The organism is Bacillus sp. SJZ110, from assembly GCF_006715455.1.
In the GTDB taxonomy this organism is placed as follows: domain Bacteria; phylum Bacillota; class Bacilli; order Bacillales; family Bacillaceae; genus Bacillus; species Bacillus subtilis.
Map to the genome: position 1 here is coordinate 508,577 of NZ_VFNF01000001.1, position 22,716 is coordinate 531,292.

Consider the following 22,716-nt stretch of genomic DNA (forward strand, 5'->3'; position numbering starts at 1 on the left):
CAGCATTATTGGACCTTAATTTGAGAATAAACCTTTTTTAAGGGAGTTTTGTTTTTTTTGAATTCTTGCTCATTTAAAAGATTTTCCCACTTCTTTCCTACAACTTCAAATGAGTATCTTTTTACATTTTCCTTCGCATTCCTGCCCATTGTTTTCCTCAAATCATCTTCTTTTATTATAGTGGTTAAAGATTCTGCTAGCTTATCTACATCATTTCTTTCAACTAATACCCCATCTTCACCATCTTTGATAATTTCAGCAGGACCAATACAAGAATAACTAACACAAGGAACCCCTACGGACATAGCTTCAATGATAACCATTCCGAATGATTCATTTCTTGAGCTCAATGCGTATATCGAGGAATTGGCCATCTCATTAATAATGTTATCTGTTTTTGGCATTAAGAAAACATTATTATACAACTTCTTATCGAATATCATTTGACGCAATGAATCTTTCTCCACACCATCACCAAAAATCTTCAATTTCCATTCTGGATATTGTTGAGCCACTTTTTCAAATGCTTCAATCAATAGGTCAAAACCTTTTTCATGAACAAATCTCCCAGCAGCAATTACTGTTTTTTCTTCTAGATTTGAGCTCTCCTTTGGCATGTGTGTTGCATTCTCTATTTTATATAAATCTGTAGAATGCTTAATTAGAAGCTTCTGATAATCATTAATTTCTGCATCAGTTAAGCATGTCAGAGCATCCAGCTTTTTATAATACTTTCTGATTTTCGTTTGAATTGACTTTTCATATCCGCCAAAATACTTATGCTCTTGGCCAATTTTAATGACATTACGATTAACAAATTTAGCAGATAAGAAATTAAAAGATGGAATGGTCGTTATAAGTACACCCTGATTAATTTCTGAAAGTTTTTTTAGAATTTTAAGGTCTACAAATAAATTAAACATATGATATAGATCTTCATTCTTATCAATAAACACACTTGGTATCTTCATTAAAATTCTTTTAATAATTTTCTTATATAAAGGTGTATTCTTACCAAAGAGCTTTCCTCTTCTTGCATCAAATATTGGTTTCAGTTTAACTCTCTTGTCTATATCAAACATAGGTTTACCCCTTGTTCTTCTAACACTTATAATTTCAACGTCATAGTTTTGGGCAGCCAAATAATTAGCTGTGTTAGCAACAGTTCTCACTGTTCCGCCCATACCATAGATATTGTAAACCAAAAAAGTAATTTTCACTAAATTGTCCTCCTTTCTATTTAAGCATTTTTATTTGGTTATAAATACGTTCTGAATTTTGTTTATCCTGATATTTATAAAATTTCTTTGATTTCACTGTGTATTTTTTCTCATACTTGAAATCATTTTCAATTTGTTTTTGAACGATTTCCAATAAGCTCTCATCGGTATAAGCTGTTTGACCAAATAAATCTGTTTTTAAATTGACATAAGACCCTCTGTAATGTAAATAGTCTGGTAAATCAAATTGATAAAAGACTACAGGCTTTTCCAGATAATTAAAATCAAAAGCTACGCTTGAGTAATCAGTTATCATTAAAGAACTTTCACTGACGAGACTTTTAACGCTCTCTTCTCCGACCTTTACTAATTTTATGTTTTTATGCAGATCTTTAAAATAGTTACTATATTTTTTTTGCAGTTCTATATGCATGAAGAACTTCAATATAATATTGTTGTCTTCTAAAAGTTTATGCAGTTTCTTATTATTTAAAAACCCACTGTATTTAAGATAGAATTTCGAACTTGCAAAGTCGTCAATCCACTCTCTCCAAGTCGGAATAAGGAGTATTTGTTTGGGTTGCACCTTTGTACTGTTGTCAATCAATGTATCAAATCTCGATAATCCTGTAACCATCACTTGATCTTTTTTAAAATTCATTTCCTTCACTAAAATGTGCTTTTCGTAATCAGATGAAACGACAAACTTTTTAATCTTACTGTTATATGACTTTCTATTAAAACTCAATTTTTTCATTGCAATGATGCCATGCTGCAAATAGATAATTTCTTTTGGATTTTCACTCATTTTATTATGAATGACACTAGGGATAACATCTCTAATACCATGGCTTACAATTAAATATTCACTTAAGTGATAAAATACGAGATGTTTAAAACTGTCATAAGTTATAATGTTTTTCGGATATTTTGAAATGTTATCAGGGTTTTTGTTATCTTCCTTACTTACATAGTAGTATTTTTCGTGTCTTTTATTTCGAACACAGTATTCAAAAAATGCAAACCCATTATCCTGTGCTACTTCTCCTAAATTCTCTCCAACAAACCACACTGGTTTATTAACAAACGGCTTTAAAATTTTTGCAACCAGTCCCGCAAATATAAACCTTATTTTTTCCGATTTCTTCTCAGTGGCCTTTATGTCCCTCAATTCTAACTTTAAATGAGAGTTTCTTTTATCAATAAAAGCAGATAAAAAGAGGGAATTATTCATTTTAATTGCACCAGATTTAAATGTTGACTTACTATTTATTAGTTTCAAATCTTTTATTTTTATTGATGACTCAACATACTTATCATTAATTAATAAACATAGACCAACATCGTATTGCATTTGTTTTTCCAAGCCATAACTCTTAGCTTCGCTTACATTTATTAAAAACACAATTTCTTTATAGTCTTCCTGTTCCTGTTTTAGTGCGGGTTCTAGCAAGATCGAACTGCTATTCTTGTCTCTTAACTTCAAATAAATTTTATCGTATATCAAATTATTTTTTTCAATAGCTAAGCGAATTTCTATTTCTTTATTTTTGCTGATTATACCTGTGCATTCAGCATTAATATAAGAAGAAAAAACAAAAGATAATTCATTTAACTTATTAAACTTAGGCTGTATTGAGAACGGTTTAATATCTTTAATTATAAACTCCGGATAAACATGAGATTGTGATTTATCTAAAATATTGTCCAAGTTCGACTTCAGTTTTACTACATATTCTTGATCCTTTATAAGAATTGAGATATAAAAATCAAATATGAAATGATTCATTACATCTATATCTGCTTTATTTATTTTAAGCCTGCTCTCAAATCGCCAAGAAGAATTTTTTCTCTTTTCAAGGTTATTATTAAAATAAATTTTTTGCTCATTCTCATTTGCTAAAAAAATACTATCAATTTCAAAATCTGTATCTAATATCTCTATAGAACCTTTAACTATTACATCATCACCATCATGATGTATATAAGATATATCTCCATAAATCGCTGAATCTTTTATTAAAACTGCTAAATTGTTATCTAGAGTAGCATACATACGTGCTCTTTTAATGCTTCCTTTAGAATTGTAAATGGTTTTAGGCAGACTAATAAATTTACCTGCGGATTTATCATTTGCAGAATCAAAAGATAATCTTTGGCTAACTGTTAAACCGTTTGTATCAAAATCTAGATAAACATCCCATATTCCATCAGTCTCAAAGAAGCTTTGTCTTAAAAAAGGAACACTTACCTGTAAAAATCCATTATCATGATCATTTTCCTGCAAATGAACCATGTGCTTATCTTCAGTTTTTCTATTGATAAAAACTAATTTTTTTATAAAAATTTGCTCATTCTCATTTGGAATGACCTCACATTTTATATGAAAATTATTATTATCGATGCTTAAATGATGAACTTTAGTTTGAATTAACTGTTCATTAAATTTTGAAATGTTAATTAGCAATTCTTCATTTTGATTTTGAGCAACATTATGAACAAAGAGTTCGCCATTTTCAGTAAAAAACTCCTTGGTTTGTAAAGCAGCATTAATATCAGTTTTCATTTTAACTGTAAACTGCTCTTCACCTACCTTAACTTCAGTATAAAAGTACCAATTACCTTGATATAAAGGATAATCTTTCATTGCTAAGGATATTTCAAAAGTTGAGTCTTCTAATAGTACAAAAGATTTCTTTGGTATTAATAATTGTTCCTTAGTTACTTCGTTTTCTAAGTAACAATTTATGAATTTGACTGAGTTATTTAAAAAGAAAAATGAATGAGATCCAAAAAAGGTAGTGCAATTTAATGACATTTGGACATTTTCAACAACAAAAGCCAATTCGGAAAGGCTTGTTTTATTTATGATTAAATTATCATTCTCTTGTGGAACCAACTCTAGCACAGATCCGTCAATAACCAGTTTAAATGTATCATTTAAATGGTTTAGGATATCAATAAAAACTTCATCATTATCTAAAATAAGCTTCAGTTTAAAAACTGTTCGATCCGAACAAGACTTAAGCTCATTTAACGGGATAACAACTTTCATGATGCCTTCATCGCTAAGTAAAGAGATATTAGATAAGATATCTATGTGCCCATTAAAAGTTGTAAGAACAACATTCTTTATTCTACTAAAAAAGTGATCATAAAAATCCTTTTTTTCACACATCAGATCCAATATGATATTTTCGTTTTCAACTTTTATGTTTATTAAATATATGCCGTAGTCCATTAAGCCTCGCCTTTCTCTGCTTGCTTTTAAATGACTTCCTATTATCCAAAAATCCTTTTTACAACTCTCTTTGTTGACTCGCCTGCTTCTAAATAACAAAACTTACTATGAAATTTCTGATAATTATCGTTAGTAATATAATCAAAACTTTCGACATCATGAATAGTTTTAATTACTTCCTCTGTGGTCATCAATAACGGTCCAGGAGCTTCACTTTCAAAGTCATAATAAAACCCTCTTAATTTATCCCTGTATGTTTCAATATCGGGAACAAAAAAGATAATAGGTTTTTTAAGTGACCCAAAATCAAAGAATACAGAAGAGTAATCAGTAATTAAGATATCTGAAATAAAATATAGTTCACGAATATCCTTATACATAGACAGGTCATATGCAAATTCTTCTAAGCCTTCTAACTCAATAACATCAGCTACTAAATAATGCATTCGAAGTATAACAACATATTCATCGCCTAGATGTTCTTTTAATTTTTTTAAATTCAAATGAATATCGAATTTATAGGCGCCTTTTTTATGATATAGGTTGTCACGCCATGTAGGTGCGTATAAAATAACTTTTTTACTTATATCTATACCGAGCTTCTGCTTTATATTATTTTTCTCGTTATGTGTTTTTGGCGAAAATAAATAATCATTTCTCGGATAACCTGTTTCTAAAATTTGTTTTTTAAATTGAAATGCCCGTTTAAAAATTTCAGTCGAATAAGCATTAGGAGAAATCAAATAATCCCATTTGCTTGCTTCCTGCAGAAAATTCTGTTTATATTTTTCAGTTGTGGTTCCGGGCATATGCACTTCATCCATATCATTAGCAAGTTTTTTTAGCGGAGTGCCGTGCCACGTCTGTACATACAATGTGTTTTTTGGTTTTGGAATCCATAAAGGGAGCCGGCTGTTTGTAATCCAATATTTCGCTGTAGCCATGTACCAAATCCACTTAAAAGAAAACCTTTTTATATATGCTGCATCTACGCCGTCTAATGCCGACAAATATCGTTTATCAATGCTCCATATCATTTTATAATCATATTGATCTTTATTTTCCTGTAAATATTCATAGATTGCTCGGGGATTGCAGCTAAACTGTTTTCCTGAGTAGCTTTCAAATAAAATTAATTTATTGTTTCTTGGCAGAAGAGCAAAAGTCTTAAAAAGAACTGAATACACCCTGACTAATAAACTTCTGCATTTTTGTAAAATAAAAGATTTCATAATGAACTCCTTAAAGAGTAAAAAATTTATATTTGCGCAAACAAGAAAAAAAGAAGCAACTGAATTACTTCAAGCCTCTTTAAGTTAGTGCTTCTATAAACTAGCCATGTCTTTTTTGATTTGGGTAGTTGAAATGCCTTCTGTTCTCGGAAGGTAAATGACCTCACAATATTCCTTTAAGAAGTCAAATTTCCCTTTCCAATCATCGCCGATCACAAATGTATCTATATCGTACTTTTGAATATCTGAAATTTTTTGTTCCCAGTTTTTTTCGGGAATCACTTCATCCACAAAATCAATTGTTTCTAAAATGAATTTTCGATGTTCATAGGGATGATGCGATTTTTTTTGTTTTTGAAGATTAAATTCATCTGTAGATAATCCCACGATTAAGTAATCACCCAGATTTTTTGCTCTTTGTAGCAGCTTCATGTGTCCATAATGAAATAAATCAAATGTTCCGTACGTTATCACTTTCTTCATCAGATAACATCACCTTCCAACTGTTTTCAACTGAGAGTACCAGAAAAAAACCACAAACCTTAACAGATTGTTTATAATTTCGACACATTTTTTACGTACCATTAATATTGAACAATAATAGCATAAGTTCCTATAAAAGTTAAGGCTCTTTAAAAATGTCAATCACCAGCATTTTTTGGTATCATCGTTGTATTGATGTATAATTTTTACAGGTCTAATGTCTTATCCATACCCATTATAACAAGTTTTCTTTTTCGAAAAAATCGAATCTTTTGTCGCGTTTTTAAGTGAAACGATTTTCTTTCTGCTGCGTCATTTATTTTGTACGCCCTCCTCATATTAATTCATCGTCAAAACGTGAAGGAATTGTAATGTGAATGTTAAAAGTTCCTAAAGATTTTTGTGGTAAGATAGAGTAAAATGTTTTCAGACAAAGAGTCTTTAATCAAACTATACGAATGACACGTGTTTTTTATAGACATATAGATGAAAAGGAGGGTTGATACGATGCAAACGAAACCCATTAATCAATTAGATTTTGTAGACGGTGAACTGACTTCATTTGTATCACATTTAGAAATGTCATTTTTGGACCAGAATAAAGGTGCGTTCATCGTAACAGCGAATCCTGAAATCGGATTTGAAGCGATGCAAAATCCGCGTTATGAAGCGGTTCTTTCATCTGCTGATTTTATTTTGCCGGATGGCATTGGTGTTGTGTTGGTTTCCAAGCTAATTGGTAAGCCGCTTCAATCCAGAATCGCCGGTTATGATTTGTTTACGTCTTTGCTTGAGAAGGCTGATCAAAAGAAAAAACGGGTTTTCTTTTACGGTGCAGCTAAGCATGTGATTGCTCAGACAATCGAGCGAGTCGAACGTGATTATCCTGGGATTGAAATTGCCGGATATTCTGACGGCTATGTGAAGAATCAACATGAGGTGGCAGACAAGATCGCAGCCTCAAATCCTGACATGGTATTTGTTGCTTTAGGTTATCCTAATCAGGAGTTCTTTATCCATAAATACCGACATCTATTCCCTCAGGCTGTTTCTGTAGGGCTGGGCGGAAGCTTTGATGTGTTCAGCGGCAATGTCAAAAGAGCGCCCTCATTTTTTATCCGTTTTCACCTTGAATGGATGTACAGGCTGATCACAAACCCTGCGCGCTGGAGAAGAATGCTTAGCATTCCTAAGTATGTTACAGCCGTGCTGAAACATGAACGAACTTCAGCAAAGCCGCAATATACGGGACAGGTCAAAGATCAATCACGCCATCTGTAATGGGCCTTAAAGGAGCTATGGTATGTAATGAAATGCATGAATCTTTCGCTGTGCCTGCCGACAATCCGCGGCAGCCGTTTTGAGCTGATGACAGATTGAAATCCTGGTTTGCGTTTTTTTACTATTTGTTCATCAAAGTCATCGGCGCATTGCTGTTTTGGGTCAAACCGGGAAGTCAAGTGACCCTTCTTGTTTCCTTTCCTGATAATGCCCGGGCAATATTAAAGGAATATCAGATGGGACACTACTCATTTCCCATTCATGTACTTCTGACCCAGCATGCCAAATCGCTGGAAACAGAATTTCCTGAGCTTACTGTTTCAGTTATTAACGAAAAACACCCGCTTCATATATATAAAGCGGTCTTTTCTATGCTGAGCAGTAAAGCTGTGATTGTTGATAACTATTTTGTTTTGACAACCGTTTTGACCTGCAGACCTGATATCGAGTGTATCCAAGTTTGGCATGCGAATGGAGCGTTTAAACGATTTGGGTTAAAGGATATCAACACACAGAATCGTTCGCGGGCTGACGTGAGACGCTTTCGTAAAGTGTATGCTTCATTTGACCGGATTGTCGTCGGTTCTGAACATATGGCTGACATATTCAAGGAATTCTTCGATATAAAAGGTGATAAATTTCTTCGGTTTGGCGTGCCTTTAACCGATGCTTACTATGAGGTGAAAGAAAACAGCAATGACCTTAAAAGCAAATATCACCTGCCAGCAGAGAAAAAAATCATCCTGTATGCGCCAACCTTTAGGGATCATCAGTTTGAAAGCTTTTCGCTGCCGTTTTCAGAAAAACAGCTGCAGCATGATTTAAAAGGAGAATATTTACTTGCAGTAAAACTTCATCCTGTTATGAAGCAATCTGCTCAATTGCATGGGGATAGTGCGTGGATAAAAGACGTATCAGATCTCCCTCTTGCAGACCTTTTAAAAATGAGTGATCTGTTAATATCAGATTATTCTTCTGTCCCTTTTGAATTTGCTTTGCTGGACAAACCCATTTTGTTTTATACGTATGATATGGAGGCTTACAACAGAACCCGCGGTTTAATCCGCCATTATACAGAGGTAATCCCTGGGGTTCCTTGCCGTGATTCAGGAATGCTCTTGGACCAGCTGAAAGATATGAACAGGCTTCAATCTGAAGTGGAGCGCTTTTCACGTGAATGGAATCTGTACTCGAGAGGGAATGCCAGCAAGCTGCTTTTAAGCTATGTAAATGAGAAATTAAACTGATCTTTATATATAATAGAGATCGGTATTGCAAATAATATGAAAACCTTTTATAAAACATTATGAGTTGTAGTAAGGAAGGAGTCATTTTATGATTTATGCTGAGATTCTAGCCGGTGGAAAAGGTTCCCGCATGGGGAACGTTAATATGCCAAAACAGTTTTTGCCGTTAAATAAACGCCCAATTATCATTCATACGGTTGAAAAGTTTTTATTAAATGACCGTTTCGATAAGATTTTAATCGTCTCCCCTAAAGAGTGGATTAACCATACAAAAGACATTTTAAAGAAATTCATCGGGCAGGATGATCGCCTGATTGTCGTTGAAGGCGGCAGCGACCGTAATGAATCTATTATGAGCGGCATCCGCTATATTGAAAAAGAATTCGGTATTCAGGATGATGACGTGATCATCACTCACGATTCTGTGCGTCCGTTTCTCACTCATCGCATTATCGATGAAAACATTGATGCTGTTCTTCAATACGGCGCGGTTGATACTGTTATCTCAGCCATTGATACAATTATTGCTTCAGAAGACCAGGAATTTATTTCTGATATCCCTGTCCGCGATAACATGTATCAGGGGCAAACACCGCAAAGCTTCCGGATCAGCAAATTGGTCGAGCTTTATAATAAACTGTCCGATGAGCAAAAAGCTGTCCTTACTGACGCTTGCAAGATCTGCTCGTTAGCGGGTGAAAAAGTGAAGCTGGTCCGCGGTGAAGTCTTTAACATTAAAGTAACGACACCATATGACTTAAAAGTGGCTAATGCCATTTTACAGGAGCGAATTTCACAATGATTAATCAAACATATCGTTTAGTTTCTGCCCGACAATTTGAAGTGACATATAAAGATAAAGTTGTCCATTCAGATAAGGTCGTCGTCCGTCCTACCCATTTATCCATCTGTGCTGCAGACCAGCGTTATTATACTGGCTCACGCGGCAAAGAAGCGATGGACAAAAAACTGCCGATGGCTCTGATCCATGAAGGGATCGGAAAAGTCATGTTTGATCCGACAGGCACATTTAAAGTCGGAACCCGGGTTGTTATGGTGCCAAATACACCGGTTGAAGAGCATGAAGTCATCGCAGAGAATTACCTGCGTTCCAGCAGATTCCGTTCAAGCGGTTATGATGGATTTATGCAGGATTATATGTTCATGGCGCCTGATCGGCTTGTTGAGCTTCCAGACAGCATTAATCCGCATGTCGCAGCCTTCACTGAGCTTATTACAATTGCAGTTCACGCGCTTTCCCGCTTTGAGCGCATGGCGCATAAGAAGCGTGACACATTCGGTGTCTGGGGGGACGGAAATCTCGGATTTATCATGACGCTTCTACTGAAGAAAAAATATCCAGACAGCAAGGTGTTTATTTTCGGAAAAACACCTTACAAGCTTGATCATTTTTCTTTTGTTGATGCAGCTTATCAAATTAACGACATTCCTGAAGATGTCAGAATTGATCATGCCTTTGAATGCGTGGGCGGACGCGGCAGCGAAAGCGCAATTGAGCAAATCATTGCCCATGTCCATCCTGAAGCGTGTGTAGCGCTCCTAGGCGTGTCTGAATACCCTGTTGAAATTGAAACAAGAATGGTGCTTGAAAAAGGGATTACGCTGATCGGCAGCAGCCGCAGCGGACGCGAGGATTTTGCCCGTACTGTAGACTTTTTAGCTCAATACCCTGAAGTCGTTGATTATTTAGAAACATTAGTTGGCGGACGCTTCCCGGTACGCAGTATTGAGGAAATTACAAACGCGTTTGAAGCAGATTTGACTTCATCTTGGGGAAAAACTGTTATTGAATGGGAAATTTAAACAGTGAAAACATTCCTTACACGAATTGTAAAAGGAGTATTCGGCACTGCTTATAAACTATTGAGCGCTTTATTACCAGTACAGCACAACAAAATTGTCATAGCTTCCTATCGTGAGGATCATTTAAGTGATAATTTTAAAGGTGTCTATGAAAAGCTGAAGCAAGATCCGTCTCTTCGCATCACCCTGCTGTTCCGCAAGATGGATAAGGGGCTGATTGGACGAGCTGCATATTTGCTTCACCTTTTCAGCTCGTTATATCACCTTGCAACATGCCGCGTGCTTTTGTTGGATGATTATTATTTTCCTTTGTATGTTGTGCCAAAACGAAAGGAAACTGTTGCCATCCAGCTTTGGCATGCTTGCGGCGCGTTTAAAAAATTTGGCTACAGCATTGTGAACAAGCCGTTCGGCCCTTCTTCTGATTATTTGAAGATTGTTCCCGTGCATTCAAACTATGATTATGCCATTGTCAGTGCACCCGCTGCCGTTCCGCATTTCGCCGAAGCCTTTCAAATGGAGCAAAAGCAGATTTTGCCGCTCGGCATTCCAAGAACGGATTATTTTTATCATAAGGAACATATTCGCACTGTACTGGATGAGTTTCATCGGGTTTATCCTGAACTGAAGCATAAAAAAAAGCTTTTGTATGCTCCTACTTTTCGAGGCAGCGGACATCATCAAGAGGGTGACGCTATACCGCTTGATCTGCTACAATTAAAATCGGCGCTAAACCATAAAGATTATGTCGTGATCCTCCATCTTCATCCGTATATGCGCAAACATGCGCACACGGAAGAGGATGATTTTGTGCTGGATTTAACTGATTCGTACTCTTTGTACGATTTGATGGCAATCTCTGATGGGCTGATAACCGATTATTCTTCAGTTATTTTCGAGTACAGCCTGCTGAAACGTCCGATGTATTTTTACTGTCCGGATTTAGAAGACTACTTGGAAGAACGTGATTTCTACTACCCGTTTGAATCGTTTGTACCCGGGCCGATTTCGAAAGACGTTCCATCGCTTGTACACGATATCGAGAGTGATCACGAGGCTGATACGAAACGTATTGAAGATTTTTCACAGGCATTTATCACCCATCAGGACGGCAAATCTTCAGAGCGGGTGGCCGATTTTATTTCATCATTTTTAACATCTGGTGCCGATTAGGAGAAAGTGAGGTACAAAGTGAAGCTGGCAAGAAAGATTAAGAACAGACTTTTCAGATCAAAAAAGAAAACCCAAAAAGAAAATGCAGCTGTCATTGTCCATCCAGCTGATAACAGGGTTTTTTCTCTATTTGATAAAACGAAGCGAATTGAAGAAAACCAGCAAGTCCCTGTCAGAAAGATTTCTGAGTTTTCTTGGAATGGGTCAATCCTAAAAATTGCGGGTTATATGTATATCAAGGGCCTGCCGCTTCAAAAAGAGGATCAGGTTCGAAAACGTTTATTATTGGTGAACAACGGTGTTTTATTTACAGCTGTTTCACTGCGGGATGTTCCGGTAGATAAGCTGTCAATTGATACTTCAAATGTGCCTGGAGCCTATAAGTGGGCAGGGTTTTCACAGCAGATTAACTTTTCTAAGCTGATGAATGACAAGCCTCTTCCGCAGGGCGAGTATAAACTGTTTCTCGAGATTGAAGCTGTAGATGACCAAAATGTAAAACATCAGGAAGTGCATACAGTCGGAAATGTCAGTAATTTCCTATCTAATGATGTGTATGCCACAAAAATGGAATTTCATTCTGCTAAAAAGCTGATGAAGTTCAATTTGATTGTTAATTATGATGAGGGCGAAAAAACGATTAATTTGTCTTGCAACAAACTGCAGGAAATTGATCCGAGCCTTTTGGAGCTGGATACTGGAAAAGAGGCAAACCGCTTTTTGCGCAAGCTGAATACAAGCTTATTCCATTTTGCTTATGATGTATTCCGCCTGCTTCCAATTAAGTCTAATAAAATTGTCTTTGCTTCTGACAGCCGGCTTGATATGACAGGAAACTTCGAATTTGTTTATGAAGAGCTGCTGAAACGTGAAGAAAATTTTGATTTCAAATTTTTCTTAAAGAGCAGCATTCGAGATAGAAAAAGCCTGTCTGAACTGATGTCGATGGCTTATCATTTTGCGACAAGCAAAATCATTTTTATAGATGATTTTTATCCGATTATTTATCCGTTAAAAATCCGTAAAAATGCGGACCTTGTCCAGCTGTGGCATGCTGTCGGCGCCTTTAAGACATTCGGCTACAGCCGAATCGGTCTGCCAGGAGGACCGTCACCGCATTCGAAAAACCATAGAAACTACACGAAGGTTATTGTCAGCTCTGAAAATATACGGAAGCACTACGCAGAGGGCTTTGGGGTAGACATTGAGAACGTCATTGCTACGGGCGTACCGCGAACAGACTTTTTCTTTGATGAAGCGAAGAAGGCATTTGTAAAAGAACGCCTTTACACGGAATATCCGTTTCTAAAGGACAAAAAGGTCATTCTTTTTGCTCCAACCTTCCGCGGAAACGGTCAGCAATCAGCTCATTATCCTTTTGAAGTGCTTGATTTTGACCGTCTGTATCGAGAGTTAAAGGATGAATATATCTTCTTATTCAAAATTCATCCATTCGTACGAAACGATGCCAATATACCTTATCAGTACAGCGATTTCTTTTATGATTTCTCTTCGTTCAGGGAAATTAACGAGCTATTGCTCGTAACAGATATTCTGATAACGGATTACTCTTCTGTTTGCTTTGAGTATGCTTTATTAAATAAACCAATGATCTTCTTCAGCTATGATGTAGATGATTATATTCGCAAACGTGATTTCTATTACGATTACTTTGACTTTATTCCTGGCCCTCTTGCGAAAACGTCTGAGCAAATGATTTCGATCATTAAAGAAGAGAAGTATAACTTTGAGCAAATTGATTCATTTGTTCATTATTTCTTCGATGATCTTGATGGAAAAGCAAGTGAGCGAGTCGTCGATCAAATTGTTTTCCCTCAGGAAGAAGAGCCATCAGAGGATAAAGTTCTTAAAAGATAAATCAAAAACACCTTTTGCAGCCGCAAAAGGTGTTTTTTTTATTGATATTCCGGAACATCAAAGTAAAGTGTATAGCCGTCCAGCAATGAATACAGGCTGTACATGCGGTTTACTTGTTTGTACGCCCAGCCGATGTCAGTTGCGTATTGATGTGTCGCTGTAGCTGACCATCTCATTTTGTACAGTGTGTCCTGATTGTAAGCTGTGTTGTGGATATACGATGAGCCTATGAATTTAGCTCCGCCGATAATGGCCGCTTCTGGTGTGAACCAGCCCTGTTCGTACGCATATTTGGCTCCGTAGTAATTCGGATTGCTGTCGTATGCTCCAATTCCATACATGTTGTATACGGTTTTTCCGTTATAGGTTAATCCATTGGCTAAGGCGGATGTCCCGTTTCCTGTTTCCAGAAGAGCGTGTGAGATTAAATACAGTTCGTTGATGCTATATTGATTGGCGGCATCGATAAATGCCTTTGCTCTCCCTGTCAGGATGCCTTTACCCGCAAGCACTTTCTGATTGACCTCAGTAACGCTGAGGCCCGCTGTCTGTGACAGCTTGAGAAATTGGAAGTAGTATTTGCTGTCTCTGGAAAAGTTATTCGGATCCACGTATTGAACTACTTCATCACTGCTTGCGTTTCGCCAGCCCAAATTGATCTTAGCCCAGCCGTTTATCTGTCCGATGATTTTCACTTTATCGCCTTTTTTAAATTGGCCGATCACGTTTGTCGGGCTGACTTCCGGCGTTGACCGGATATTTAGTACATCAGCCGTAACGGTTGATGTTGCTGTATTAATGTACGTGAGCGATACGTAAGCCGCTCCGTCTGTTTGCGGACTTACTGTCATTTGTTTTTGGACCATATCACGAAGCGAGAGATTGTAATTTGTTTTCATGATTTGCGGGCCGTTTTTGATCTTCACGATAGATGATGTCCATCCGTATAATTGTTTTAGCTTCGTTGATGCCGCAGCAGCTGTATCATTGCCTGTGAACTGCTCATTTACGCTGATTTTATAAAGCGTATTGCTTTTCGTTGTATAGCTCGGGGTTACACTTTTCGATTTAAGATAGGTTAACCCATTGTTCAATGCTGTTTTGCTGCTGAGCTGTGTTGTCACGATTTTGTATTGTGTATATGCAGTCTGGCCTGTTTTTGATGTTGTGACTGCGATTTTATTTTGTTTGAAAAATGTTAAAACGCGGTCAATCTCTTCTTGGCTGATGATAGCTTCAGTTGTGATTTGGTAGCTGCTCGCAGCTGTCTGACCGGTTTTCTGGCTTGCTGCTGATATATGATTCGATTTGAAAAACGTGAGTGCCTGATTGACTTTCGTTTGATCAAGCAGAGATTCGGTTGTGATTTTAAACGTGTCAGCTATTTGTTTTTTGACGGATTTCGCAGAAGCACTCAGCTGATTTTTCTTTAATATGTTCAAACCCTTTGTGACCTTTGCTTGATCTGATGTTTCTTCTGAGATGAGCTGATATTGATTTTCTGCTGTTGATCCAGCTGCTGTTTTTGCAGCTTTTACTTTTTTCTGAGCAAAGAAGGCTGCTGCTTTGTTTGCTTGCTGCTCGCCTAAAATCTTTGCCGTCGTGATTTGATAAGCTGCAGACGTTGTCGTTTTTTTGACGCTGGATGACGTGTAATGCCATTTTTTCTTTTTAAAGAAAGTGTCTATTTTTTGGAGCTGCTGTTTTGTTATACCCTTCATATTCACGGTATATGATGTGTCTTTTCCAACCTGTTGATAACTGCCGGATACGCCGGTGTTTTTCTTGATTTGGCTGATGGCATCCTTTACTGTATTCAGTCCTTTGAAATAAGCTGATTGGACATTGTATGACTCAACGGTTGTTTTTTGATTGATGGACTTGTAGCTGCCTGTGATGCCAGTGCTCTGTTTCAGCTGCTGCAATAGAGTCTTGGCATTCGCTTCATCTGAAATGGCAGCAGTTGTGAACGTATAATAGGCTTGCCCTTTCACTGTTTCCTTTAATGATGCCTGCAGCCCAGATTCCTTTTGGAAGGCGTTTTTGATCTGCGCTGCTCTGCTGTCTCCCACGATTGTGCCAGACTGAATGGTTGTGACAGACACCGTGTGTGTGATGGGCTGATACGAGCTTTTAATCCCCGTTTGCTTGGCCAGGCTCTGGATAAGCGCCTTGACTTTTGTCTCATCAGCAATGTCTGATGTCATGACGTTCATATAGGGCTGAGCTGCTCCGTAAGCTTTTACAGCGCCAGCCACTCCCGTCTCCTGTTTCAGCTTTGCTAGGATAGTGTTGGCCTGTTTTTCTCCGGAGATGGCACCTGAAGAGATGGTGACATATGGCTGTTTGCTTCCAACAGGACTTGACGTTCCTGTAATCGATGTCTGTTTGGCGAGTCCGCTCAGTATTGCTTTCGCTTCTGATTCGCTATGAATGCCTGAGGCGGAAATTTGGTAGGTCGTTGTTGTGCCTGAAGCCTGATAGGATGCATCCCAGCCAGTATCTTTTTCCAGTTTGGCGACAGCTTGTGAGGCTTGGCTTTCTGTACTGAACGTATTCGACGGCTCTACTTTATATAGTGAGTAGTCGGTATACGCGGCTGCCTGGGCAGAACCAGATATGGCAAAAAAGGCAAGGGACGCGGCGGATAGAAGCATAGGTGCGATTAGTCTCTTTTTCATTCCTTCTCCTCTTTCTTATTCTATGAGTATATAAAACTAGTTTATTTATCGGCACGCGCATGCTTCATTTATAGGTGAATCACTTCCATTTTCTAATAAAAAAAACTTAATCTCGAAGTGAGATTAAGTTTAAATATGAGACACGATAAGGGTACAAGTTCCTTTTATCGTAAAATCGGGCATTTGAGCCGGCAAAATAAAGTGATCGCCTTTTTTGAGCGGACATGTTTTGTCCTCATCCATGAGCAAACCGCTTCCTTCTATCACGCTGCAAATCAGAAAGGATTCATCCTGAGCCATTTCAGCTTCGCCATTGATGTCCCATTTATACACCGAAAAATATTCCCCTTGGACAAATGTTTTAATGGTTATTCCTTTTCTTGATTCTGTCGATTCATCTATATACCCGTCCACATGGGGAACCGTGGCGGCATTGACCGCTTTGGCAAAATGAAGCTCTCTCGGACTTCCGTTGCTATCAACCCGGTCATAATCGTAAACCCGGTATGTGGCATCTGAATTTTGCTGAGTCTCTAAAACAAGGGCCCCCTTGCACAATGCATGCAGCGTTCCGCTCGGCACATAATAAAAATCACCCGGTTTAATTTTGATTCTTCGCAGCAGGCCCTCCCAGTCACCGCTGTTGATCATTGTGACAAGTTCGGTTTTTGAGCGGGCCGTATGCCCGTAAATGATTTCTGCGTTTTCCTTACAGTCGATAATGTACCAGCATTCCGTCTTGCCGAGTTCTCCCTCTTCGTTTTCTCCGGCATAGTAATCATCAGGGTGAACTTTAATTGACGTATCTTCCCTCACATCCAGCAGCTTTGTCAGAAGCGGAAACCGATCCCCCTCTACGCCGCCGAATACTTCACGGTGCTCTTCCCAAAGCTCGATTAATGTCTTTCCTTTATACGGGCCATTTGCAACAGTGCTCGGTCCTTTTGGATGAGCGGAAATGGCCCAGCATTCCCCCGTTGATTCTGAAGGAATACTGTATCCAAATCTATCTCGTAAAGCGGTTCCGCCCCAGATTTTTTCTTTAAACACAGGCGTTAGAAAAATCGGTGATTGCGTCATGATCCGTACCCCTCCCCTGTAAATAACTGATCATCATTTTCCCGGTGCGCCCCTCTTACAAACGCCCGTATAAGCTGTCTTTTTTCCGATGACAACATATGTACAAAGCATCATCTTTTCACTACCCCTTCAAAGAAAACGCTTCCTATCTATTATATCACGTCGAAAAGAAGCTTTGTTTCAGCCTTTTCCTCGATAAGAATAATTCTCCTTTTTTGATACAAATTAATAAAAACCGTCAATCTGTTTACGAAGGAGAGAAACTATGCAAATCGACTCTGATCTCCAGAACAATTTAAACACACTGAAAAAAACATTGGGACAAAACGACGATATGATGTTTTATACATTTGCTTTCGGAGATAGCAGACAAAAGGCGTGTTTACTGTATATTGACGGTCTGACAGAGAATAAAATGCTGGCGCAATACGTCATTTCTCCTTTACAAAAAGAGGCGTTAGCCCATAAGGAAAGCTCGATTGAAGACTTATCCGCCTTTTTTTTCGGCTTTCACCACAGCGTTGTTTCTACAATGAAAGAAATAGAGCAACTCGTTTTTTCAGGTCAAGCCATTTTGCTCGCTGATGGCTATCGCGGAGGATTAGCTTTCGACACAAAGTCAGTCGCAACACGCAGTCTTGATGAACCCTCCTCCGAAGTCGTGGAACGCGGCCCTAAAATAGGATTTATTGAAAAACTGCGGACAAACACGGCGCTTATACGTGAACGGACGAGTGACCCTAATCTTGTCATCAAAGAAATGACACTCGGAAAAAGGACGAAAAAGAAAATCGCTGTCGCTTATATTCAGGATATCGCCCCCGATTATGTCGTCAAAGAAGTGTTTAAAAGGCTGAAATCAGTCAATATAGATAATTTGCCGGAATCGGGGACGCTTGAACAGCTGATTGAAGACGAACCATTTTCAATTTTCCCCACGATTTTAAGTACAGAACGGCCAGATCGTGTAGAGGCTGCTCTATTAGAAGGACGAGTATCCATATTAGTGGATGGTACGCCGTTTGCTTTGATTGTACCGGCTACGGTTGACGAATTTATTCATTCGCCCGATGATTACAGCCAGCGCTGGATCCCAATGTCACTTGTACGCCTTCTTCGTTATTCCAGCATCCTGATCACCATTTATTTGCCCGGTCTGTATATTTCTCTCGTTTCTTTTCACACCGGGCTGTTGCCGACTAGAATGGCCATTTCCATTGCAGGCAGCAGGCTTAACGTACCGTTCCCGCCTTTTATAGAGGCCTTTATCATGATCTTTACGATCGAATTGATTCGAGAAGCCGGATTAAGGCTGCCTAAGCCGATTGGACAGACAATTGGCCTTATCGGCGGGGTCGTCATCGGACAGGCAGCTGTTCAGGCACAAATTGTCAGTGCGCTTATGGTCATTGTCGTTTCTGTCACAGCACTGGCATCCTTTACCGTTCCTTCATACGCCTATAACTTTCCGCTGCGGATCATTCGGATCGGGGTTATGATAAGTGCAACAGCGCTTGGCATGTATGGCGTTATAATGGTTTATCTGTTTGTGATCGGCCATCTCATGCGCCTGAAAAGCTTTGGACAGGATTACATTATCCCGATCATGGCGCAGCCTGGACAGGATTTGAAAGACACAGTCATCCGTATTCCCACGATGTTTTTAAAAAGAAGACCGACACGAAACGATCCCGAAGATAACATCAGACAAAGGTGATGGCTATGAGGAAATCAGAGCATAAACTGACATTTATGCAGACGCTCATTATGATCAGCAGCACACTGATCGGTGCCGGGGTGCTGACCCTTCCCCGCTCAGCTGCCGAAACCGGCAGTCCGAGCGGATGGCTTATGATACTGCTGCAGGGCGTTATTTTTATTATCATTGTTCTGCTTTTTTTGCCTTTCCTTCAAAAAAACAGCGAAAAAACCCTTTTTAAGCTCAACAGCATTGTAGCTGGAACATTCATCGGCTTTCTATTGAATTTATATATCTGTCTATATTTCATTGGGATTGTTTGCTTTCAAGCTCGGATTTTGGGAGAGGTTGTCGGATTCTTTTTGTTGAAAAACACGCCAATGGCAGTTGTTGTGTTTATATTTCTTGCAGTTGCCATCTATCATGTGGGCGGAGGCGTTTATTCAATTGCAAAAGTATACGCATATATTTTTCCTATAACCCTTATTATTTTTATGATGCTTTTGATGTTCAGCTTTCGCTTGTTCCAGTTCGATTTTATCCGGCCTGTTTTTGAAGGAGGCTATCAAAGTTTTTTCTCTTTATTCCCAAAAACACTTTTATATTTCTCAGGATTTGAAATCATCTTTTATCTCGTCCCATTTATGAGAGATCCGAAGCAAGCGAAAAAGGCTGTTGCTTTTGGGATCGGGACTTCTACAGTGTTCTACAGCATTACTTTGTTCATTGTGATTGGCTGTATGACTGTGGCTGAGGCAAAAACGGTGACATGGCCGACCATTTCCCTCATCCACGCATTAGAGGTTCCGGGTATTTTTATTGAACGATTTGATTTGTTCTTACAGCTGACCTGGACAGCTCAGCAATTTACCTGTATGCTCGGATCCTTCAAAGGCGCCCATATCGGGTTAACGGAAATCTTTCATCTAAAAAATAAAAACAATGCTTGGCTGCTGACTGCAATGCTGGTTGCGACGTTTTTCATAACGATGTATCCCAAGGACTTGAATGACGTGTTTTATTACGGGACGCTTCTTGGATATGCTTTCTTAATTGTGATTGCAATTCCATTCTTCGTCTGGCTTTTAAGCTGGGTACAGAAAAAACTTGGGAGGAGTCAGCTGCAATGAAAACAGCAACAAAACTCGCAGTCATGTTTCTAATGCTGCAGGTTCTCTGCGGGTGCTGGGATGTTAAAAATATTGAGAAACTATCCTTTGCCAGAGGGCTGGCGATTGATGAGACAGATGATCACCAGTACAAACTGACGTATCAAAACCTTCTTCCCCAAAGCGAAGACAGCCAATCATCCGGAAAACCCGAATTTGTTAATGTGACGTCCTACGGGAAAACGATCCTGGAAGCAGTCAGTGACGTATCCATCAAGGACCCTCCTGTTTATAGCGATCATTTAAAAGTGATTCTTTTGGGAGAAAAACTGATGAGGAATCAAAATGTAGACCAAGTCTTCAACCACTTTATCCGGGATGATGAGCTGCGGCGAAGCAGCTATTTGATGGCAGCCCGAGGGAATGCAGCTGATGTTTTCACAAAAGGAAACCCCAATCAGCAGCAGCCGATGCCCTCAGAAAAACTGATTGATTTGACAACTCACAGCGGATATAACGGTAAGATTATCATACCGCTGCGCATCGGCAGAGCATCTATATACTCTCAGAACGGGTACAGTTATCTTATTCAAGCCGTGAAAAACCAAAAGGGAAAAGCCAAGTATGACGGTTCAGGCGTTATCAAAAGAGGCAGCAATAAACTCGTTGGGTTTCTTTCAGCTGATGAAACCCAAACACTGACATGGGTCATGGGGACGATCCAAGGCGGTGTCATGCCAACGACAGATAAAGGACATCCGATTACGTTTGAAATTAAAAAGTCGAAAACGAAAATTAAGCCCGTCATTGAAAACGGAAAGCCTGTCTTTCAGATTTCTGTTAAAACAAAGGGCATCCTGACAGAAGACCAAAACCCGAATGAAAACTCCTTTAGCAAAAGATATTTGCACAGGCTGGAGAACATTTTTGAGAAAAAGCTTGAACGAGACGTAAAGCAGGTAATGGATAAACTGCAGCACGAGTATAAAACCGATCCGGTCTTTTTATCAGACCACATAAGGATTCAACACCCTGACTACTGGAATAAAGTAAAAGGGCATTGGGATGAAATATTTTCTGAGGCTGATTTTAAGTACGATATTTCTTTTAAAATCATTAACTTTGGCACGGTGGGAAAGTAAGCAATCAAAAGGGTGCGCATGATCGCGCACCCTTTTTTATGTTCCGACAGTCTGCTGTTTTCCAGCTGATCCTCCCTGCCCGTTTTTGTTTCTTAAGTCCTGCTCAATTTCTTCAAGGCTTTTTCCCTTTGTCTCTGTCACTTTAAAACGGACAAATAAGAACGCCATGATACCGATCGCCGCATAAATCAGGAATAAATAACTGATGCCGATCGCTTCCATTAATATTGGATAGGTTAATGAAACAATCAATGTCCCAACGTGCAGCATCAAGGTAGATACCCCGGTTCCGATCCCTCTGACGTGAAGGGGGAACAATTCAGGAAGCATCACCCACACAACCGGTCCCCAGCTGACTGCAAAGACAACAATAAAGACACCTAAACAAATGACGGTCGTCCATGAGGCAGCAGGAGTGTTATCGAAAAAGAGATTTACTAAAGCGAGAACGATCAAGCTGATCACCATTCCCGCATTCCCGAATAGCAGTAACGGCTTTCTTCCAATCTTGTCGATGATTTTAATCGCTACTAATGTCATGAGAACATTGACTGTGCCGATTCCGACTGTGCCTAAAATCGAAGCGGAATTTCCGAATCCGACGTTTGTAAAGGTCTTTGGCGCATAGTAGATGATCGTATTCGTTCCGATAAATTGCTGCAAAAAAGCGAGTCCCAAACCTGCAATAAGCGCTGGGCGCACCCATGGATCGAACAGCTCCTTCAGGCCGCCTTCATCCTGCTTTTCCGCTTCTTTTATATCATGTATTTCCTGATCAATATCTTTTGTGCCACGCAATTTTTCAAGAATTTTCTTCGCTTTGCTTTCTTCGCCATTCGTGAACAGCCAGCGCGGGCTCTCCGGCATAAACAAAATGCCAATGAGCAAGAGCAATGACGGCACAGCAGCCAATCCAAGCATCCAGCGCCACGCTTCGGCATCGGCAAATATGTAATTGACAATGTAAGAAAGAAGGATGCCGACCGTGATCATCAGCTGATTCAGCGATGACAGCGCCCCGCGTTTATGTTTTGGCGCCAGTTCAGATAAATAAAGGGGCACGATTGTCGTCGATGTTCCGACTGCAAGTCCCAAAATGATGCGAAACAGCACCATGACTCCCTTATTTGGGGCCAGTGCCACACCAAGACCGCCTATACAAAACAGCAGCGCGGCTGCCATAATTGCTTTTTTTCTTCCGAAACGGTCAGTCAGCTTGCCGGCCGCTCCTGAGCCTAATATCGCCCCAACCAGCAAGGAGCTGACAACAAGACCTTCTGTAAACGCGTTTAAGCCTAACTCCTTTTTCATAAATAAAATAGCTCCGGAAATCACTCCGGTATCATAGCCATATAACGCGCCTCCAAGAGCTCCGAAAAAATAAAGCCATATATTTGACTGCTTTTTCATAATAATGACTCCCTTT

16 protein-coding genes are annotated in these 22,716 nt (G+C 39.1%); 9 read left to right on the forward strand and 7 right to left on the reverse strand.

From position 1 onward, the window contains the following. Positions 1–5 precede the first annotated feature (5 nt). The 4 genes from FB592_RS02535 to tagD all read right to left on the reverse strand — a co-directional run bounded on the left by FB592_RS02535 (position 6) and on the right by tagD (position 6,176). Positions 6–1,220 carry a glycosyltransferase family 4 protein gene (locus FB592_RS02535; RefSeq protein WP_049140502.1) on the reverse strand — a complete coding sequence of 405 codons (1,215 nt, stop codon included), beginning with the start codon at positions 1,218–1,220 and terminating at the stop codon, positions 6–8. Positions 1,221–1,236: 16 nt separating this feature from the next. Continuing rightward, positions 1,237–4,461 carry a CDP-glycerol glycerophosphotransferase family protein gene (locus FB592_RS02540; protein ID WP_049140501.1) on the reverse strand — a complete coding sequence of 1,075 codons (3,225 nt, stop codon included), beginning with the start codon at positions 4,459–4,461 and terminating at the stop codon, positions 1,237–1,239. 41 nt (positions 4,462–4,502) lie between these two features. Continuing rightward, positions 4,503–5,693 carry a CDP-glycerol glycerophosphotransferase family protein gene (locus FB592_RS02545; protein WP_141949242.1) on the reverse strand — a complete coding sequence of 397 codons (1,191 nt, stop codon included), beginning with the start codon at positions 5,691–5,693 and terminating at the stop codon, positions 4,503–4,505. Positions 5,694–5,786: 93 nt separating this feature from the next. Beyond that, positions 5,787–6,176, reverse strand: coding sequence for a glycerol-3-phosphate cytidylyltransferase (gene tagD / locus FB592_RS02550; RefSeq protein WP_141949243.1), 390 nt, complete (start codon positions 6,174–6,176; stop codon positions 5,787–5,789). 507 nt (positions 6,177–6,683) lie between these two features. Here tagD and FB592_RS02555 point away from each other — a divergent pair. The 6 genes from FB592_RS02555 (at position 6,684) to FB592_RS02580 (ending at position 13,579) form a co-directional block, all read left to right on the forward strand. Beyond that, on the forward strand, positions 6,684–7,457 hold the full coding sequence (locus FB592_RS02555) for a WecB/TagA/CpsF family glycosyltransferase (RefSeq protein ID WP_077671004.1): 774 nt from the start codon (positions 6,684–6,686) through the stop codon (positions 7,455–7,457). A gap of 95 nt (positions 7,458–7,552) precedes the next feature. Further along, positions 7,553–8,704 carry a CDP-glycerol glycerophosphotransferase family protein gene (locus tag FB592_RS02560; protein ID WP_103803445.1) on the forward strand — a complete coding sequence of 384 codons (1,152 nt, stop codon included), beginning with the start codon at positions 7,553–7,555 and terminating at the stop codon, positions 8,702–8,704. A gap of 88 nt (positions 8,705–8,792) precedes the next feature. Beyond that, the gene (locus FB592_RS02565) at positions 8,793–9,506 is read left to right on the forward strand and encodes an IspD/TarI family cytidylyltransferase (protein WP_003235520.1); all 714 of its coding nucleotides are present in this window, start codon (positions 8,793–8,795) and stop codon (positions 9,504–9,506) included. Continuing rightward, a complete protein-coding gene (locus FB592_RS02570; protein ID WP_003235523.1) occupies positions 9,503–10,528 on the forward strand; it encodes a ribitol-5-phosphate dehydrogenase in 1,026 nt (341 codons plus the stop codon). Before FB592_RS02565 ends, FB592_RS02570 begins: the two co-directional genes overlap by 4 nt. A 3-nt stretch (positions 10,529–10,531) precedes the next feature. Continuing rightward, positions 10,532–11,701 carry a CDP-glycerol glycerophosphotransferase family protein gene (locus FB592_RS02575; RefSeq protein ID WP_024571914.1) on the forward strand — a complete coding sequence of 390 codons (1,170 nt, stop codon included), beginning with the start codon at positions 10,532–10,534 and terminating at the stop codon, positions 11,699–11,701. Positions 11,702–11,719: 18 nt separating this feature from the next. Further along, positions 11,720–13,579: a CDP-glycerol glycerophosphotransferase family protein gene (locus tag FB592_RS02580; RefSeq protein WP_015384814.1), complete on the forward strand. Its 1,860-nt coding sequence runs from the start codon at positions 11,720–11,722 to the stop codon at positions 13,577–13,579. Between the two features lie 38 nt (positions 13,580–13,617). On the opposite strand, the gene lytD is transcribed toward FB592_RS02580, so the two are convergent. Both lytD and manA read right to left on the reverse strand, forming a co-directional pair. After that, positions 13,618–16,260, reverse strand: coding sequence for a beta-N-acetylglucosaminidase LytD (gene lytD / locus FB592_RS02585; RefSeq protein ID WP_141949244.1), 2,643 nt, complete (start codon positions 16,258–16,260; stop codon positions 13,618–13,620). Between the two features lie 129 nt (positions 16,261–16,389). Then, the gene (manA, locus tag FB592_RS02590) at positions 16,390–17,340 is read right to left on the reverse strand and encodes a mannose-6-phosphate isomerase, class I (RefSeq protein WP_041850456.1); all 951 of its coding nucleotides are present in this window, start codon (positions 17,338–17,340) and stop codon (positions 16,390–16,392) included. A 265-nt stretch (positions 17,341–17,605) separates the two neighbouring features. On the opposite strand from manA, the gene gerBA reads away from it, so the two are divergent. From gerBA to gerBC, 3 genes are read left to right on the forward strand one after another with little or no spacing between them, the layout of a single operon-like run. Further along, on the forward strand, positions 17,606–19,057 hold the full coding sequence (gerBA, locus tag FB592_RS02595) for a spore germination protein GerBA (RefSeq protein WP_038829878.1): 1,452 nt from the start codon (positions 17,606–17,608) through the stop codon (positions 19,055–19,057). Between the two features lie 5 nt (positions 19,058–19,062). Beyond that, the gene (gene gerBB / locus FB592_RS02600; protein WP_038829877.1) at positions 19,063–20,169 is read left to right on the forward strand and encodes a spore germination protein GerBB; all 1,107 of its coding nucleotides are present in this window, start codon (positions 19,063–19,065) and stop codon (positions 20,167–20,169) included. Continuing rightward, positions 20,166–21,290: a spore germination protein GerBC gene (gene gerBC, locus FB592_RS02605; protein ID WP_141949245.1), complete on the forward strand. Its 1,125-nt coding sequence runs from the start codon at positions 20,166–20,168 to the stop codon at positions 21,288–21,290. Before gerBB ends, gerBC begins: the two co-directional genes overlap by 4 nt. A gap of 36 nt (positions 21,291–21,326) precedes the next feature. Here gerBC and FB592_RS02610 read toward each other — a convergent pair whose 3' ends face one another. Beyond that, positions 21,327–22,700 (reverse strand): sugar porter family MFS transporter, encoded by a 1,374-nt coding sequence (locus FB592_RS02610; protein ID WP_070547904.1) that lies wholly within the window; start codon positions 22,698–22,700, stop codon positions 21,327–21,329. Between the last annotated feature and the right edge of the window lie 16 nt (positions 22,701–22,716).